This window comes from Curtobacterium sp. MCLR17_032 (assembly GCF_003234795.2).
In the GTDB taxonomy this organism is placed as follows: Bacteria; Actinomycetota; Actinomycetes; order Actinomycetales; family Microbacteriaceae; genus Curtobacterium.
Window position 1 is genome coordinate 1985734 of the sequence record NZ_CP126268.1, and the last position, 15953, is coordinate 2001686.

Annotated in this window: 13 protein-coding genes and 1 tRNA gene; 3 read left to right on the forward strand and 11 right to left on the reverse strand. The window is 71.6% G+C overall.

Annotated elements, in window-relative coordinates:
• The first annotated feature begins 42 nt into the window (after positions 1 to 42).
• Positions 43 to 1374, forward strand: coding sequence for an MFS transporter (locus DEI97_RS09415; RefSeq protein WP_111073548.1), 1332 nt, complete (start codon positions 43 to 45; stop codon positions 1372 to 1374).
• Between the two features lie 84 nt (positions 1375 to 1458).
• Here the strand turns inward: DEI97_RS09415 and DEI97_RS09420 are convergent, their stop codons facing one another.
• The 7 genes from DEI97_RS09420 to polA all read right to left on the reverse strand — a co-directional run bounded on the left by DEI97_RS09420 (position 1459) and on the right by polA (position 12210).
• A complete protein-coding gene (locus DEI97_RS09420) occupies positions 1459 to 2613 on the reverse strand; it encodes an acyltransferase (RefSeq protein WP_111073549.1) in 1155 nt (384 codons plus the stop codon).
• Entirely contained in the window at positions 2610 to 4199 is a 1590-nt protein-coding gene (locus tag DEI97_RS09425; RefSeq protein ID WP_111073550.1) for a class I adenylate-forming enzyme family protein, read from the reverse strand. Before DEI97_RS09425 ends, DEI97_RS09420 begins: the two co-directional genes overlap by 4 nt.
• Before the next feature lie 22 nt (positions 4200 to 4221).
• Entirely contained in the window at positions 4222 to 5334 is a 1113-nt protein-coding gene (locus DEI97_RS09430; RefSeq protein WP_111073551.1) for a BPSS1187 family protein, read from the reverse strand.
• Entirely contained in the window at positions 5331 to 5933 is a 603-nt protein-coding gene (coaE, locus tag DEI97_RS09435; RefSeq protein WP_111073552.1) for a dephospho-CoA kinase, read from the reverse strand. The genes DEI97_RS09430 and coaE overlap by 4 nt, the downstream gene beginning before the upstream one ends.
• A 184-nt stretch (positions 5934 to 6117) precedes the next feature.
• Positions 6118 to 7569, reverse strand: coding sequence for a 30S ribosomal protein S1 (gene rpsA / locus DEI97_RS09440; RefSeq protein ID WP_111073553.1), 1452 nt, complete (start codon positions 7567 to 7569; stop codon positions 6118 to 6120).
• A 175-nt stretch (positions 7570 to 7744) separates the two neighbouring features.
• Entirely contained in the window at positions 7745 to 9424 is a 1680-nt protein-coding gene (locus tag DEI97_RS09445) for a DUF885 domain-containing protein (RefSeq protein ID WP_111073554.1), read from the reverse strand.
• A 113-nt stretch (positions 9425 to 9537) separates the two neighbouring features.
• Entirely contained in the window at positions 9538 to 12210 is a 2673-nt protein-coding gene (gene polA, locus DEI97_RS09450) for a DNA polymerase I (protein ID WP_111073555.1), read from the reverse strand.
• A gap of 159 nt (positions 12211 to 12369) precedes the next feature.
• Here polA and DEI97_RS09455 point away from each other — a divergent pair, with 159 nt between their 5' ends.
• Positions 12370 to 12738: a PaaI family thioesterase gene (locus DEI97_RS09455; RefSeq protein WP_111073708.1), complete on the forward strand. Its 369-nt coding sequence runs from the start codon at positions 12370 to 12372 to the stop codon at positions 12736 to 12738.
• Between the two features lie 41 nt (positions 12739 to 12779).
• Here DEI97_RS09455 and DEI97_RS09460 read toward each other — a convergent pair whose 3' ends face one another.
• The 3 genes from DEI97_RS09460 to DEI97_RS09470 all read right to left on the reverse strand — a co-directional run bounded on the left by DEI97_RS09460 (position 12780) and on the right by DEI97_RS09470 (position 14068).
• Positions 12780 to 13250 carry a GNAT family N-acetyltransferase gene (locus DEI97_RS09460; protein ID WP_111073556.1) on the reverse strand — a complete coding sequence of 157 codons (471 nt, stop codon included), beginning with the start codon at positions 13248 to 13250 and terminating at the stop codon, positions 12780 to 12782.
• Positions 13251 to 13307: 57 nt separating this feature from the next.
• The gene (locus DEI97_RS09465) at positions 13308 to 13913 is read right to left on the reverse strand and encodes an ANTAR domain-containing response regulator (RefSeq protein ID WP_110825040.1); all 606 of its coding nucleotides are present in this window, start codon (positions 13911 to 13913) and stop codon (positions 13308 to 13310) included.
• 75 nt (positions 13914 to 13988) lie between these two features.
• A tRNA-Leu gene (locus DEI97_RS09470) sits at positions 13989 to 14068 on the reverse strand.
• Between the two features lie 137 nt (positions 14069 to 14205).
• Between DEI97_RS09470 and DEI97_RS09475 the strand changes: the two genes are divergently transcribed.
• Positions 14206 to 14745 carry an HdeD family acid-resistance protein gene (locus DEI97_RS09475; RefSeq protein WP_181439121.1) on the forward strand — a complete coding sequence of 180 codons (540 nt, stop codon included), beginning with the start codon at positions 14206 to 14208 and terminating at the stop codon, positions 14743 to 14745.
• Positions 14746 to 14770: 25 nt separating this feature from the next.
• Here DEI97_RS09475 and DEI97_RS09480 read toward each other — a convergent pair whose 3' ends face one another.
• Complete coding sequence (locus DEI97_RS09480; protein ID WP_111073558.1) at positions 14771 to 15907, reverse strand: VIT1/CCC1 transporter family protein; 1137 nt, start codon at positions 15905 to 15907, stop codon at positions 14771 to 14773.
• Between the last annotated feature and the right edge of the window lie 46 nt (positions 15908 to 15953).

Sequence of the window (15953 nt, forward strand, 5' to 3'; positions counted from 1 at the left end):
CGTAGCCTCCGAGCCGTTCAGCAACCCGACCGAAGAGGCCCCATGACCACGGCCCCCGCTGCAGCACGAGCGACGGGCACCCCGTTCCGCGGACGCATCCGCGGGCGGGTGCTCCTGGTCCTCTGCTGCATGTACGCCATCTCGTACATCGACCGTACGAACATCTCGACCGCCCTCCCCTACATCACCGACGAGTTCGGCCTCAGCGACACCGACGCCGGGTTCATCGTCTCGGCGTTCGCACTGCCGTACGCCCTGCTGCAGGTGTTCGGCGGCACCATCAGCGAACGCTTCGGCCCGCGCCGCGCACTGTTCGTCATCACCGTCGTCTGGGGTGTCGCGACGCTCTGGACCGGACTGGCCACGGGCTTCTGGACGCTCTTCGCGGCGCGGCTGCTGCTCGGCCTCAGCGAGGCCGCGGCGTTCCCGTCCGCCACCCAGGCGATGAGCCGCTGGATCCCCCGCGACCGCAACGGCTTCGCACAGGGTGTGGTCCACTCCGCCGCGCGGCTCGGCAACGCCCTCGCACCGCTCGTCGTCGCCTACTTCATCGCGATCAGCGGCTGGCGCCTGGCGTTCTTCGCCACCGCCGTGCTCTCCGTGGCCTGGGGCATCACCTGGTTCGTCCTGTTCCGCGACCGCCCCGAGGACGCCCGCGGGATCACGAAGGCCGAACTCGCCGAACTGCCACCAGTCGAGACCCGCGCCACCCGCCCGCCGGTGCCGTGGCGCGCCCTGGCGAGGCAGGTCCTGCCGGTGTCCTTCGTCGACTTCGGGTACGGGTGGACCCTCTGGGTGTTCCTCACGTGGATCCCGACGTTCCTCAGCGACCAGTACGACCTCGAGATCAGCGCCTTCGCCTGGTTCACGACCGCCGTCCTCCTGGCCGGGGTCGTCGGCGACACGGTCGGCGGGCTGCTCAGCGACCGGATCATCCACCGCGGTGGCGACCCGCGGCACGCACGACGCCTGGTCCTGGTGATCGGGCTCGGTGGGTCGCTGGTCTGCCTGCTCCCGCTCGTCGTCGTCGGGCAGAGCCTGACCGTCGCGACCGTGTCACTCGCCCTGTCGTTCTTCTTCCTCGAGCTCTGCAACGCGAACCTGTGGGCGATCCCGATGGACGTCGCCCCGCAGTGGTCCGGCACGGCGTCCGGGTTCATGAACACCGGGTTCGGCGTCGCCGGTGTCGTCTCCCCCATCGTGTTCGGCGTCCTCATCGACGCCTCCGGGTGGCAGCTGCCGTTCGGGATCTCGTGCGCGCTGCTCGCGGGTGCCGCGGTGGTCGCGTGGGTGATGAAGCCGCAGCGCCTCACCGTGACCGACGGCGTGCTCGAGGTGGGCGTCCCCGCGGTCGAGCGCGACGCCACGCAGTAGCGTCCGGCGGTCACCGATCCGTCCGACGCGGGGCGGGCCTCCAGTCCGGGAGGCGCGCCCCACGTCGGTCCGCACCGACCGTCGTCAGGCGCGCACCCGCCGCGCCCGCGACGGCCGACCGGTCAGCGGCACGCTGAGCGGCGTCCAGCGGAACGCCTCCGTCACCGCGACCGACAGCACGAGCACGAGCACGTACGTGACGAGCGTCAGCCACGGCTTCGGCACCGCCGACTCGAGCCAGCTGTCGCCGTACAGCAGGACCCAGATCATGAACGGGTGGCTGAGGAAGATGCCGAACGACCGGTCCGAGCCGTAGTCGACGACCCGCGCCAGGGCGGAGCCGGCCCGGCGGCGGTCCGCCCAGGCCGCACCGATCGCCAGGAACCCGACGAAGACGGCGGTGCTCCAGAGCACCTGCACGGGCTGCAGCGGGGTGCCGGCGGCGTACAGCGACTGGCCGAGGCCGACCTGCAGCCACCACACGCCGAGCGTGAGCGCCCCGGTGCCCGCGAAGGCCCAGAGGACGGCGCGGCGGTGCTCGCGGATGAAGCGGAGGAACGGGTCCGCGTGGTCTGCGGCCACCGCCCCGGAGACGATGAAGAACACGTACGAGAAGAAGAACTGCTTCTGGTACCCGTGCAGCCAGTCGATCGAGTGCGGCCAGTACTTGTAGGCGGCGAACACGGCGAGCTGCAGCAGGAACGCGACGACCAGCACCGTGACGTGGTGCCGCCGGGTGACCCGGACCAGCCAGATGATCACCGGCAGCAGCAGGTACACCTGCATCGTCACGAGCAGGAAGTAGAGGTGGTACCAGGACGTCCCGGTGACGATCCCCTCGGCGGCGGTCGTGACCAGCGCCGGCACGTCTCCCCGGGTCGACGAGCTGGCCAGCCAGGACGCGGCGACGTACACGAACGACCACGCCAGGTAGGGCACGCCGACGAGCAGGAACCGGCGCGGCCAGAACTGCGTGAGCGGGCGCGGTCGGAGTGACCAGCTGTAGACGAGCACGAACGCCGTGAGCGAGAAGAACACCAGCCGGGTGAAGTGCAGCAGCCCGAGCAGGGCGTTCAGCGGGACGTCGTCGGCGGCGATGGTGTGGCTCGTGGTGTGCACGCCGATGACGCACGCGAACGTGAGGATGCGGAGGACGTCGACCTCGTACAGGTGCCGGGGCTTGCCGGACGCCGTGCGGGTCGGGGTCTGCACGCCGGGCGTGTCGGTGGCGGCGCTCACCGGGACTCGGTCATCGCTCGGACGCGGGCACGCTGCACCTTGCCGGTCGGTGCCCGCGGCAGGTCGGGGACGACGGAGATCTCGGCCGGACGACGGAACCGGGTCAGGGCGGACTCGGCCAGGGCGGTCAGGTCGGCGACGAGCCCGTCGATGTCGGCGTCCGCCTGCGGGATGACGTACGCCACCGGAACGGCACCGAGCACCTCGTCCGGCCGACCCACCACGACCGCTTCGAGCACGCGGGGATCGCGGAGCAGGACGTCCTCGACCTCGGACGGGTAGACCTTCTCACCGCCGCGGTTGATGACGTCGTCGGACCGCCCGGCGAGCGACACCCAGCCGTCGTCGGCGACGGACCCGAGGTCGCCGGTGGACAGCCAGCCGTCGGCGTCGAACCGGTCCGCCGCCCGGCCGCCCAGGTACGAGCGGACGATGCCCGGACCACGCACCCAGAGGGCACCGATCTCGCCGGCCGGCAGGAGGGCGCCGTCCTCGCCACGCACCTGGACCTCGGAGCCGACGGGCAGTCCGACGCTGCCCGGTCGGGCCGGTGCGTCGAGGGGCGTCGCGGTGATCTGGCTGGCACCCTCGGTCATGCCCCAGCTCACCACGAGCGGCAGGTCCCCGAGGGCGGCGCGCACCGGGTCCGGCAGCGGGGCGGAGGCGCTCCGGACGAACCGCAGCGACGCCGGCGGCTGCAGCGGTCCGGTCTTCGCCAGGACCGCCAGGACCGCCGGCACGGCGTTCAGCCAGGTCACCCGGCGGGCCGTGAGCAGTTCCCAGAACCCGGTCCGGCGGAACCGGCGGTCGAGCACCAGCGTCGCCCCGGCCACGAGCGTGGCGACGAGGCCCACCACCTCGGCGTTGACGTGGAACAGCGGCAGCGAGTTGAAGCCCCGGTCCTCGGCGGTCAGCCCGTTGTGCCGGGCGATCGCCTGCGCCACGAACCGGAGCTGCGACTCCGGCAGCTCGACGCCCTTCGGCGTCCCGGTGGACCCGGAGGTGAAGAGCACGACAGAGCCCTCGCCGGGGCCGTCGGTGGGCGCGTCCGGGACGTCGCCGTCGCGGACCCCGACCGGGAGGCCCGTGGCTGGGTCGACGCCGGCCGCGGGCGGTCCGGGGACGGTCGCGCCGGCACGGTCGACGCCAGGGGCCCCGGCGGTCCCGGCCGTTCCGGCTGTTCCGGCTGTTCCGGCTGGCGCACGGTCCGACACGACCATCGATGCGCCGCCGAGGAGCGCCGCGAGCCGTGCGGGTTCCGAGGGCGGCTGCCCGGTGTCGACCGGCACGGAGCGCCGCCCGGAGGCGATCGCGGTGAGGTGCACGACGGCGAAAGCGATCGGGTCCCCCACGTCGACCAGGACACCGCCGGAGGCCGGGACACCGATCGCGTCGAAGGTCCGGGACCACGCGGTGACGGCAGCGTCGAGACCGCCGTACGTCAGCGTCCGGTCGGAGCGGGCGTCCTCGAGGTAGACGTGGTCCGGGGTCTGCTCGGCACGCTGCCGGATGAGCGCCGCGAGGGTCGTCTCGTGGCCGGCGACCGGCGTGGGGTCGGGTGTGGGGTGTTCACCGTCGTGCTGCACCGACTCATCGTATTTCCGCTGGCTATGACCGTCCGGAGGGAACGGCCGGAGTCGGGAACCGGTGCAGCATCCACTGCCAGATCCGGAGCATCCGCGGGTCGCCGTGCTCGTCGAGCGGCGTCGAGTCCTTGATGATCCGCGAGTGCGCCCAGTGCGGGTTGCCCACCGGCAGGTCGGTGAGGATCGCGTGCGGGTCCGCGCCCGGTGGTGGGGGCTCGGTGTCGGTCCGCCACGGTCCGCCGGTTCCCGCCGAGCCGAGGGAGTTGCCCGAACCGAGGGTGCCGCTCGGGCCCTCGTCCCGTCGGTCGCCGTCGAGCCCCATCGCCGACCAGGAGCCGGTGATCCGCGGGCCGAACTCGTCGCGGACGTCGTCCAGTGCGTACATCCGGCTCACCGGGGTCTGGCCGGGGTGGTCCATCCACGCGGCGTGCACCGGACCGACCGACTCGACGGGCGACGAGAACATCAGCGCCCCGAGCACCGGCCGGATGTGGGCGATGTACGCGGCCTCCCCGCCGCCCTGCGAGTGCCCGGCGACGACGATGTCCTGCCACTGGATGTCCTCGTCGGAGTGCACGAACCGGCCCCAGCCGCCGGCGGGGTCGACGTCGTCCAGGTGCGCCACGGCGTCGCGGAAGCGTGACACGATCGAGCCCGCCGGGCTCACGTCGCTGAGTGCCGAACCCCGCGTGCCGTCGAACCGGTTCCGCTGGACCTGGCCGTAGCAGCGGGCGTCGGCCTCGCAGGTGCCAGACAGGGTCTTGCCGAGGTTCCAGTAGTCGAGCCCGAGCACGTGGTACCCGTCGTCGAGCGCCGTGGTGAGGAACCGCTGGTAGTCGGCCGGCTTCGCCCGGGTGGCCGGCAGGAACAGCAGCAGCGGACCGCTCGGCGAGGTCCGGGCGGCGAAGTCGTCACGGTTCGGGGCCAGGCGCTCCCCGTCGATCGCACCGAGCCGGAAGCGGTGGAACTCGCTGTGCGGCGCCTCACCGGGCTCCAGCGTGCGGTGGGGTTGCGCCGGCCGACCACCCTCTGCGACACGCTGCCCGCCGAGCACGTTCGCCCCGACGAGTGCGGCGAGGCCCATGGCGACCAGGACGATGACCGCGACGACGAGCAGCCGGTGGCGCGTCCTCATCGGACGAGTCGCGCCCAGACCTCGTCGGCCGAGCGGATCGTCTGCTCGAGGGTGCCGGTCGCGTCGACGACGTGGTCGGCGAGGGCGAGGCGGTCGGCGTCGGAGGCCTGCGCCGCCACCCGTCGCTCAGCGTCCTCCCGGCGCATCCCCCGGTGTTCGACGAGCCGCTCGATCCGCACCGCGGCGGGGGCGTCGACGACCACGACGGCGTCGAACCGGAGCGGCCGTGACCCCTCGGCCTCGGCGAGCAACGGCACGTCGTAGACGACGACGGCGTCCGGGTCGGCTGCCTCGGCGGCGTCGAAGCGCTGCTGTGCGAGGCGCCAGACCTCCGGGTGGGTGATGCCTTCGAGGGCCCTGCGTGCCTCCGGGTCGACGAAGACGACCGCACCGAGAGCGGGCCGGTCGAGACTGCCGTCCGGGGCGATCACCGCGTCACCGAAGCGCTCCCGGACCGCCTGCAGACCCGGGCTGCCCGGCGCCACGGCGTCGCGTGCGAGCCGGTCGGCGTCGACGACCACCGCGCCGTGTTCCGCGAACCGCGACGAGACGGTCGACTTGCCCGCGGCGATGCCGCCCGTGAGTCCGATGATGCGCACCCCGACAGCGTCGCACGGACTGCTCCACGAATGCTCCCAGCCGAGATCGCCGTCGCGGCGAGCCCTATGACGCCGAAGAGCCCGGCCCCGGTCGTCCCCTGGGGGACGATCAGGACCGGGCTCTCGGTCGATGCGACGGGTGATCAGCTCACCCGGTCACATCCGTTCAGCTGGTGCTGGTCGTTCAGCTGTTGCTGAGCTTCTCGCGCAGCGCTGCGAGGGACGCGTCGTCGGCGAGGGTGCCGGCTCCGGTTGCCTCGCTCGTGAACGTCGAAGCGGCGGCCGGGAGGTCGAAGCCACCCTGCGCCTCTTCGGTGAGGGACTTGGCGACCTGGGCCTTGTGGGCCTCCCAACGCGCCTGGGCGGCCGCGTACTGGCCCTCCCACTCGGTGCGCTGGGTGTCGTAGCCCTCGAGCCACTCGTTGGTCTCCGGGTCGAAGCCCTCGGGGTACTTGTAGTCACCCTTGTCGTCGTACTCGGTCGGCATGCCGTAGAGCGCCGGGTCGAACTCGGTGCTCTCCGGGTCGACGCCCTCGTTGGCCTGCTTGAGGCTGAGCGAGATGCGGCGACGGTCGAGGTCGATGTCGATGATCTTGACGAAGACCTCGTCGCCCACGGACACGACCTGCTCGGCGAGCTCGACGTGCTTGTTCGAGAGCTCCGAGATGTGCACCAGGCCCTCGATGCCGTCCGCGACGCGGACGAAGGCACCGAACGGCACGAGCTTCGTGACCTTGCCCGGCGCGATCTGACCGATCGCGTGGGTGCGGGCGAAGACCTGCCACGGGTCTTCCTGGGTGGCCTTGAGCGAGAGCGACACGCGCTCGCGGTCCAGGTCCACCTCGAGGATCTCGACGGTGACTTCCTGACCGACCTCGACGACCTCGCTGGCGTGCTCGATGTGCTTCCAGCTGAGCTCGGAGACGTGGACGAGACCGTCGACGCCGCCGAGGTCGACGAACGCACCGAAGTTGACGATCGACGAGACGACGCCCTTGCGGACCTGGCCCTTGTGGAGGTTGTTCAGGAAGGTGGTGCGCGACTCGGACTGCGTCTGCTCGAGCAGGGCGCGGCGCGAGAGGACCACGTTGTTGCGGTTCTTGTCGAGTTCGAGGATCTTCGCCTCGAGCTCCTGACCGAGGTACGGCGTCAGGTCGCGGACACGGCGCAGCTCGATGAGCGATGCCGGGAGGAAGCCGCGGAGACCGATGTCGACGATCAAACCGCCCTTGACGACCTCGATGACCGTGCCGGTCACGACGCCGTCGGACTCCTTGATCTTCTCGACGTCGCCCCATGCACGCTCGTACTGTGCACGCTTCTTCGACAGGATCAGGCGGCCTTCCTTGTCCTCCTTCTGGAGGACCAGGGCCTCGACCTCGTCACCGACGTTGACGACCTCGTTGGGGTCGACGTCGTGCTTGATCGAGAGCTCGCGCGAGGGGATGACACCCTCGGTCTTGTACCCGACGTCGAGGAGGACCTCGTCGCGGTCGATCTTCACGACGGTGCCGGAGATGAGGTCTCCGTCGTTGAAGAACTTCAGGGTCTTCTCGACCTCGGCCAGGAAGTCATCAGCCGAGCCGATGTCGTTGATGGCGACCTGCTTGGGAGCCTTGGTCGTGGTGGTTGTCATGTAGAGATTGCTCCGAACGGACATGAGTCGGGCCGTGGCGGCGAGGGAGCGACCCCCGGTCCGCGAGCCGGTCGGACGACCGGTGCGAGCCACCATGGCGATGAGTGTTGTTGGCGCGGATTGCGCCGCACAAGTCTATCCAGCGGGAGGGACGCCCACAACCGGGCGTGTCGGCTCAGCCGACGAGCGCACTCCGCAGGGTGTCCAGGCCGACGCCACCGAGCGCGAGGGCCCGGTGGTGGAAGGCCTTGAGGTCGAACGCCGCCCCTTCACGAGCCGCCACGTCGTCCCGGATCGACTCCCAGACGCGCTGCCCGACCTTGTACGACGGCGCCTGTCCCGGCCACCCGAAGTACCGCGCGACCTCGAACTGCACGAACGCGGGGTCCATGTTCACGTTCTGCCCCATGAAGTCGAGGGCGTACTCCCACGTCCAGCCGCCGCCGTCCGGGTTGGTCTTCTGCAGGTGCACACCGATGTCGAGCACCACGCGGGCGGCACGCATCCGCTGGCCGTCGAGCATGCCCAGACGGTCGCCGTCGTCGTCCAGGAACCCGAGCTGCTCCATCAGGCGCTCGGCGTACAGCGCCCAGCCCTCGACGTGCCCGGACGGTCCGGCCAGCTGTCGGCGCCAGGTGTTCAGCTCGCCGCGGTTGTAGACCGCCTGGCTGATCTGCAGGTGGTGGCCCGGGACGCCCTCGTGGTAGACCGTCGTCTTCTCCCGCCAGGTGCCGAACTCGGTGACGCCCTGCGGGACGGACCACCACATGCGGCCGGCGCGCGAGAAGTCGTCGGACGGACCGGTGTAGTAGATCCCACCCTCCTGGGTCGGGGCGATCCGGCACTCCAGGCGCTTGATCGGGTCCGCGATGTCGAAGTAGCGACCGTCCATCGCGCGGATCGACTCGTCGCTGGTCTCCTGCATCCAGGCGCGGAGCGCGTCGGTGCCGCGCAGCACGCGCGCCGGGTCGGCGTCCAGCACCTCGATCGCCCGGGCGACGCTCGCCCCGGACTCGATGCGGTCGGCGATGCGCTCCTGCTCGTCGCGCATCCGCGCGAGCTCCTCGATGCCCCACTCGTACGTCTCGTCCAGGTCGATGACGGCGCCGAGGAACCGGCGGGAGTGCAGCGCGTAGTCGTCACGGCCGACGGCGTCCACCGGGGTCGAGAGCGGCAGCACGTCGTGCTCCAGGAACGCGCCGAACGACCGGTAGGCGGCCGCGGCGACCTCGGCCCCGCGGGTCAGCTCGGCTCGCAGCTGCTCGGGGACCGGCGCCCCGCCCTCGAGTGCGGCGCCATCGGCGAGCTGACGGAAGAACCCGTCGGGTGCGCCGTTCCGGGCGGCCTGCTCAGCGATCAGTTCGACCTGGCGCTTCGCCGCGGTCACGCCCTCGCGGGTGCCTTCGAGCAGGGTCTCGCGGTACCCCTCCAGGGCGTCCGGCAGCGCCTGCAGACGGCCCGCCACGTCCTGCCAGTCCTCCGCCGTCGCGGTCGGCATCAGGTCGAGGACGTCACGGAGGGACTGCGCCGGGCTCTGGATCACGTTGAGGTCGCGGAGGTGCAGCTTCCGCTCGTACGACTCCACGGTCAGGTCGAGCTCCGCACCGAGGTCGGTCTTCGTCACCCGGTCGACGTCGTCCCGCACGTCGGCGGCGTCGAGCGCCCGGCGGGCGGCACGAGCGGCGTCGGCCAGGGCCGCGGCGCCGGCCGGTGACGTGTCGCCGTACCCGTCCGTCCGGCCCGGCACGCCGATGTACGTGGCGACGGTCGGGTCGAGGTCCACGAGCGTGGTGACCCACTGCTCGGCGACCTGGTCGACGGCGGACGGCTGACGGACGGGACGGTCATCGCTCATGTCACCGACCCTACCCACCGGCCAGACCCCAGCCACCAGTACGACGGGAGCGGCGGGGCGGACGGGAGGCGCGCCTCCCGTCCGCCCCGCCGCTCCCGCGGGTGCAGCCGCGCTCAGTGCGCCGCCGCCTCCCAGTTCGTGCCGAGCCCGACCGAGACGTCGAGCGGGACGGTCAGCTCGGCCGCGCCGCCCATGCGGGTGCGGAGGATCTCCTCGACCCGGTCCTGCTCCCCCGGTGCGATCTCGAGGATCAGTTCGTCGTGCACCTGCAGGAGCAGCCGCGAGCCGAGGCCGCCGTCACGGAGGTCCGCGTCGACGCCGAGCATCGCGATCTTCATGATGTCGGCGGCCGAGCCCTGGATCGGGGCGTTCAGCGCGGCACGCTCGGCGTTCTCGCGCAGCACCCGGTTCGGGCTCTTCAGGTCCGGGAACGGGCGACGACGACCGAAGATCGTCTCGGTGTAGCCGTCTTCGCGGGCCTGCTCGACGACGTTCCGGAGGTAGTCGCGGACCGCGCCGAAGCGGGCGAAGTACTCGGTCATCAGGGTGCGGGCTTCGCTCTGCTCGATGCGGAGCTGCTTCGACAGCCCGAACGCGCTGAGGCCGTAGGCCAGGCCGTATGACATCGCCTTGACCTTGGTGCGCATCTCGGGGCTGACGTCCGACGGCTCGACGCCGAAGACCCGGGCGCCGACGAAGCGGTGCAGGTCCTCGCCCTCGTTGAAGGCCTGGATCAGCCCGGCGTCACCCGACAGGTGCGCCATGATCCGCATCTCGATCTGCGAGTAGTCGGCAGTGAGGAGCGTCGTGTACGGCTCGGCGACCGCGAAGGCCGACCGGATGCGGCGACCGACGGCGGTCTTCACCGGGATGTTCTGCAGGTTCGGGTCGGTCGAGGACACCCGGCCGGTGCTCGTGCCGGTCTGCTCGTACCGGGTGTGGATCCGGCCGTCGACCACGGCGGCGTCGAGGGTGTCGACGATCTGGCGGAGCTTCGTGGCGTCGCGGTGCTGCAGCAGCAGGCCGAGGAACGGGTGCGGGTGCTGCTCCTGCAGGTCGGTGAGGCTGGCGGCATCGGTCGAGAAGCCGGTCTTCGTCTTGCGGGTCTTCGGCATCGCGAGCTCGGTGAAGAGCACTTCCTGCAGCTGCTTCGGCGACCCGAGGTTGACCTCGTGCCCGATCTCGGCGAAGGCCTGCTGGGCGAGGTCCGCGGCGCGCTCCCCCAGCTCGTGCGAGAGCCCGGTCAGCACCGGCCGGTCGATCCCGACGCCGGTCGTCTCCATCCGGGCGAGCACCGACGTCAGCGGCAGTTCGATGTCGTCGAGCACCGTGAGCGAGCTCGGGTCGACGCGGGCCCGGAGCGCCGTGACCACGCGGAGGACGTACCAGGCGTGCACGCCGACGTTCACCGGGTCGGTCTCCGGCACGAGCTGGTTCGGGTCCGCCGTCGGCAGTTCCTCGCCGAGCTCCTGGTAGACGAGGTCGGCGAGGGGCTGGCCCTGCTTGCCGGGGTTCGCGAGCCAGCCGGTGATGCGGGCGTCACCGGCGATCCCGGCGACGGTGAAGCCCGCCGTGCCGAGCGCCTTGATCGCGGCCTTGGCGTCGTGGAAGTGCTTCGGGGCGTCCGAGGCGAACCAGGCCGAGAGCTGCTCGTAGTCCTGCGCTCCACTGCCGCCGGGCACCAGCACGGCGTCGTCGTGCGTGGCGATGCCGATGGCGCTGAGGCGGCCGTCGATGACCTCCACCGCGACGCCGAAGCCGTTCTCGGCGTCGGCGGCGGACTTCCGCTCCAGCCAGTGGCCGAGTTCTTCGTCGATCAGGGTCTTCACCGGCGGCGGGGTGGGGCCGGCGTCCTCGACGCTGCCGTCCGTCGTCGACGGGTCGGTCGGTTCGCCGCTGCCGACGACCTTGAACACCCGGTCGAGCAGGGTGCGGAACTGCAGCGTGGCGAAGAGTTCACGCACCGCGGCCTCGTCGACCGGCCGGAGGGCGACGTCGGCGGGGCCGACCGGCAGCTCGACGTCGGTCACCAGGCGGTTCAGGCGGCGGTTCCGGATCGCGCGGTCGCGCTGCTCGCGGAGGTTGTTGCCGACGACGCCCTTGATCTCGTCGGCGTGCTCGAGCACCCCGTCGAGCGAGCCGTACTGGGTGACCCACTTCACCGCGGTCTTCTCGCCGACCTTGTCGATGCCGATCAGGTTGTCGCTGGTCTCCCCCACCAGGGCCGCGATGTCCGGGTACTGGTGCGGTTCGATGCCGTAGCGCTCGTACACCTTGTCGCGGTCGTAGCGGGTCAGTTCGGACACGCCCCGGACCGACGGGTAGAGCAGCGTGACGTCGTCGTTGACGAGCTGGATGGAGTCGCGGTCACCGGACACCACGTAGACCTGGAAGCCCTGGTCGGCCCCCTGCTTCGACAGCGTCGCGAGGATGTCGTCCGCCTCGAAGTCCTCCTTCGTGACGGTGGTGATGCCCATCGCCTCGAGCGCCTGCTGCAGCAACGGGATCTGGCCCTTGAACTCGGCCGGAGTCTCGGAGCGGGTGCCCTTGTACTCGGCGTACTCCCGCGTGCGGAACGAGAACCGCGAGATGTCGAACGCGACGGCCAGGTGCGTCGGCTTCTCGCGCTGCAGCAGCATGAGCAGCATCGAGATGAACCCGTGGATGGCGTTCGTGTGCTGCCCCTCGCGGTTCACGAAGCTGTCGACCGGCAGCGCGTAGAAGGCCCGGAAGGCGAGCGAATGGCCGTCGATGACCATGAGGGTAGGCTTTGCGGAGTCCGACACCCGGACAGCCTACCGACGGCCCCCGACAGGGTGCGGCCCCGGTCCTGGCAGAGCGACCACGCGGAAGGCCGACGCGACGTGACCGACGAACAGACCGTCCAGGACAGCCAGAGCGTCCAGGGTCCCCCGGCGGCAGTCGCCGAGTACCTCGCCCGCGGGATGGGCCAGCTCGCCGACAAGATGGGCATGGTCGTCACCGAACTCGGCGCCGACCGGGCCGTCGCGTCCATCCCCGTCGAGGGCAACCGACAGCCCGCCGGCCTGCTGCACGGTGGCGCCTACGTCGTCCTGGCCGAGAGCCTCGGGTCGATGGCGGCGAACATCCACGCCGGCCCCGGGCGCTACGCCGTCGGCATCGAACTGAGCGCGTCGCACACCCGGAGCGCCACGAGCGGCCGCGTCACCGGCACCTGCACCGCCATCCACCTCGGTGGCACGCTCACCACGCACGAGATCGTCCTGACCGACGACGAGGGTCGGCGCTGCTCGAGCGTGCGCATCACGAACATCATCCGCGACGCCCGCTGACCCGGAGCATCAGCGACATCGGGCGTCAGTGCCACCGCGCATCAGGCCTCCGGCGGTCGTTGCAGCAGCAGCGGGGTGTCCCCGAACCCGAGCCGTCGGTAGAGCGTCTCGCCGTCGACACTCGAGTGCACCGAGGTCCGCTCCACCCCGGCGTCGTCCGCGAGCTCGAGTAGCGCCATGACGATCCGTCCCGCGACACCGCGTCCGCGGAGGTCCGGGTGCACGTAGACCGTCTGCACGTCACCGGTCACGCGGCGGCCGGGTCGGTCGGGGGTCGGCGGTCGGTCCGTCAGCGCGAACCACCCCATGCCGAGCACGACGCCGTCCCGCTCCGCGACCACGCAGCGGTGACTCTCCGGGTGGGCGACGGCGAACGCGACCATCGCGTCCCGGAAGTCCGCGGCGGACACTGCTGGCACGGCCCCGCCTTCCTCGACACTCCAGCGCCAGCGGAGGTCGGCCACCGTCGGCAGATCGGCCGGTCGGGAGGCCCGGATCACCACGTCGTCCATGCCCTCACCCTGCCACGTGGCCGGGTCACGCTGGACGACGGGTCGCGGTACGGCGGCTTACTTCTTGGCGCTGAGCTGCTCGATGATCGCCTTGGCGACGTCGTGCATGGTCAGACGGCGGTCCATCGACGCCTTCTGGATCCAGCGGAACGCCTCGGGCTCGGTGAGGCCCATCTTCTCGTTGAGAAGGCCCTTGGCCCGGTCGACGAGCTTGCGCGTCTCGAAGCGCTCGACCAGGTCGGCGACCTCGGCCTCGAGCGTGATGATCTGCTGGTACCGCGAGAGGGCGATCTCGATCGCGGGGAGCAGGTCGTTCGGGGTGAAGGGCTTCACGACGTAGGCCAGCGCGCCGGCCTCGGTCGCGCGCTCGACGAGCTCCTTCTGGCTGAACGCCGTGAGGAGGACGACCGGCGCGATGTGGTTCTTCGACAGCTTCTCGGCTGCGGAGATGCCGTCGAGCTGCGGCATCTTGACGTCCATGATGACGAGGTCGGGACGCAGGTCGGTCGCGAGCTGCACCGCGGTCTCACCGTCGCCGGCTTCACCGACCACGTCGAACCCGTTGTCGCGGAGGATCTCGACGATGTCGAGGCGGATGAGCGACTCGTCCTCGGCGACGACGACGCGACGGGGTGCTGCTGCGGTTGCTTCTGTGTCACTCACGACGGAGAGCCTACTAGACGCTCGATCCGACCGCGGCAACCCAGACCGGTCGATCACCGGACCGACGGCCACCAGTACGAGTGGCGGGACTCGAACCCGCACGCCAGAGGCAGAGCATTTTGAGTGCCCCGTGTCTACCATTCCACCACACTCGCGAGCGGTGCCAGCGTAGCAGCAGCGCCCCGGACCGCAGGTTCCGGCCAGGTCGCCGTCCCGCGCCGCCCCATCGCGGCGCGCGACGCCCGGTCACGGTACGGTCGGAGGTCCGGCTGACCTGTCAGGGAGGAGCCCCGTGGACTCTCGTGCCGTCCGCACGTTCCGCGCGTTCGTCGTCGTCACCGCCGTGGTCGCGGTGACCGCCGGCGTCGTCGCCGTCGTCTGGCCACGACCGACCCTCGTCCTCGTCGCGCTGCTCTTCGGCGTCTACCTGGTGGTCGCGGGCGCGATGCGGGTGTTCGCGGCGGCGCGTGGACACGGCACGCCAGCCACCTGGCGCTGGACCTCGGGCGTGGTCGGCACCCTCGTCGGCCTCGCCGGACTCGTGACGTTGCTCGACCCCGCGGTGCCGCTCGTGGTCTACGCGGTCCTCGGCGGCCTCGCCTTCCTGGTCGAGGGGGTCGCGGCCCTCGTCGGTGCCCTGGTCGGGCATCCCGGGTCCTCACGCGGGCCGACCGTCGTCAGCGGCGTGCTCTCGCTGCTCTGCGGCACGGCCGTGCTCCTCGCCCCGACGACGGCGCTCGAGGTGTTCACGGTCCTGGCGGGCATCGCGCTCGTCGGGGTCGGGAGCGCGGCCCTGCTGCTCCTGCCGGCCCGCGCCGCCGCCCGCCGCTGAGCGCGACGGGGCCCGCGGGTCCGCGTCAGCCCGTGCTCGTCCCGAAGAGCAGCCCGAGCAGGTAGGTCACGGCCGCGGCCCCGAACCCGATGCCGAGTTGCCGCAGAGCGCGCCGCAGCGGCGAGGCACCGCTCAGGACACCGACGACGGCACCGGTCCCGAGCAGGGCGAGACCGACCAGGGCGGCCGCCAGACCGATCGCCGGCCGCCCCTCGAGCCCGAACAGGTAGGGCAGCACCGGGATCACCGCGCCGGAGGCGAAGAAGCAGAAGCTCGAGAGTGCCGCGCTGGTGCCGGTACCGATCGCCTCGTGGTCGTCCGCGTCGTCCGTGACGCCCGGGCGTGGCAGCGCCGACCGCGACCGGACGACGGGGAGGCCCCCGGTGGTCGGCGCGGCGAGCAGCGCGGCGATGACCTCGTCCGCGTGCGCGGCGGCCTCGTCCTCGGTCATCCCCCGCGCCCGGTAGACCAGGGCGAGTTCGTTGGCGTCGACGTCGAGGTCGGCGACCGCGTGCTGCGCCTCGGGGTGCGGCGTCGAGGCCTCGAGCAGCTCCCGCTGGGACCGCACCGACACGTACTCCCCCGCGCCCATCGACAGCGCGCCGGCGAGGAGGCCCGCGACACCGCTGAGCAGGACGAAGTGCCGGTCCGCTCCGGAGGCGCTGATGCCGATGATGAGCGCCAGGTTCGACACCAGGCCGTCGTTCGCCCCGAACACCGCGGCCCGGAAGGTCCCGGACAGACGCATCCGGCCACGGTTCGCGAGCCCACGCACCACCTCGCCGTGGATCCGCTCGTCGGCCGCCATCGTCGGGGTCGCGTCGGCGTCGTCCGCGTACGGCGAGCGGTCCTCGGCCCGCTGCATGAGCGCGAGCACGAACACCGACCCGAACCGCTTCGCCAGCGCGGCGAGCACACGGGTCCGCAGGCTGCCCGCGAGCGGTCGACCGACGTCGTCGCCGAGCAGGTCCCGCCAGTGCTGTTCGTGGCGGCCCTCCGCCTCGGCCAGGGCCGCGAGGATCTCGCGTTCCTCACCGCTCCGTCGCGTCGAGAGGTTCCGGTAGACCGCCGCCTCGGCACGCTCGTCCGCCAGGTAGCGGCGCCACCGGTGGACGTCGGCCCGCGTCCGCGTGCTGTCGGACTGGAGGCTCGGGTCACCCATGCGACGCTCCTCGCGTGATCGGTCGGTCGGGACGGGACGGGACGGG

Excerpts from the sequence above, each read along its gene's own strand:
- rpsA (WP_111073553.1), bottom strand. The coding sequence starts at position 7,569 with ATGACAACCACCACGACCAAGGCTCCCAAGCAGGTCGCCATCAACGAC.
- DEI97_RS09445 (WP_111073554.1), bottom strand. The coding sequence starts at position 9,424 with ATGAGCGATGACCGTCCCGTCCGTCAGCCGTCCGCCGTCGACCAGGTC.
- DEI97_RS09455 (WP_111073708.1), top strand. The coding sequence starts at position 12,370 with ATGGGCCAGCTCGCCGACAAGATGGGCATGGTCGTCACCGAACTCGGC.
- DEI97_RS09415 (WP_111073548.1), top strand. The coding sequence starts at position 43 with ATGACCACGGCCCCCGCTGCAGCACGAGCGACGGGCACCCCGTTCCGC.
- DEI97_RS09430 (WP_111073551.1), bottom strand. The coding sequence starts at position 5,334 with ATGAGGACGCGCCACCGGCTGCTCGTCGTCGCGGTCATCGTCCTGGTC.
- DEI97_RS09460 (WP_111073556.1), bottom strand. The coding sequence starts at position 13,250 with ATGGACGACGTGGTGATCCGGGCCTCCCGACCGGCCGATCTGCCGACG.
- DEI97_RS09480 (WP_111073558.1), bottom strand. The coding sequence starts at position 15,907 with ATGGGTGACCCGAGCCTCCAGTCCGACAGCACGCGGACGCGGGCCGAC.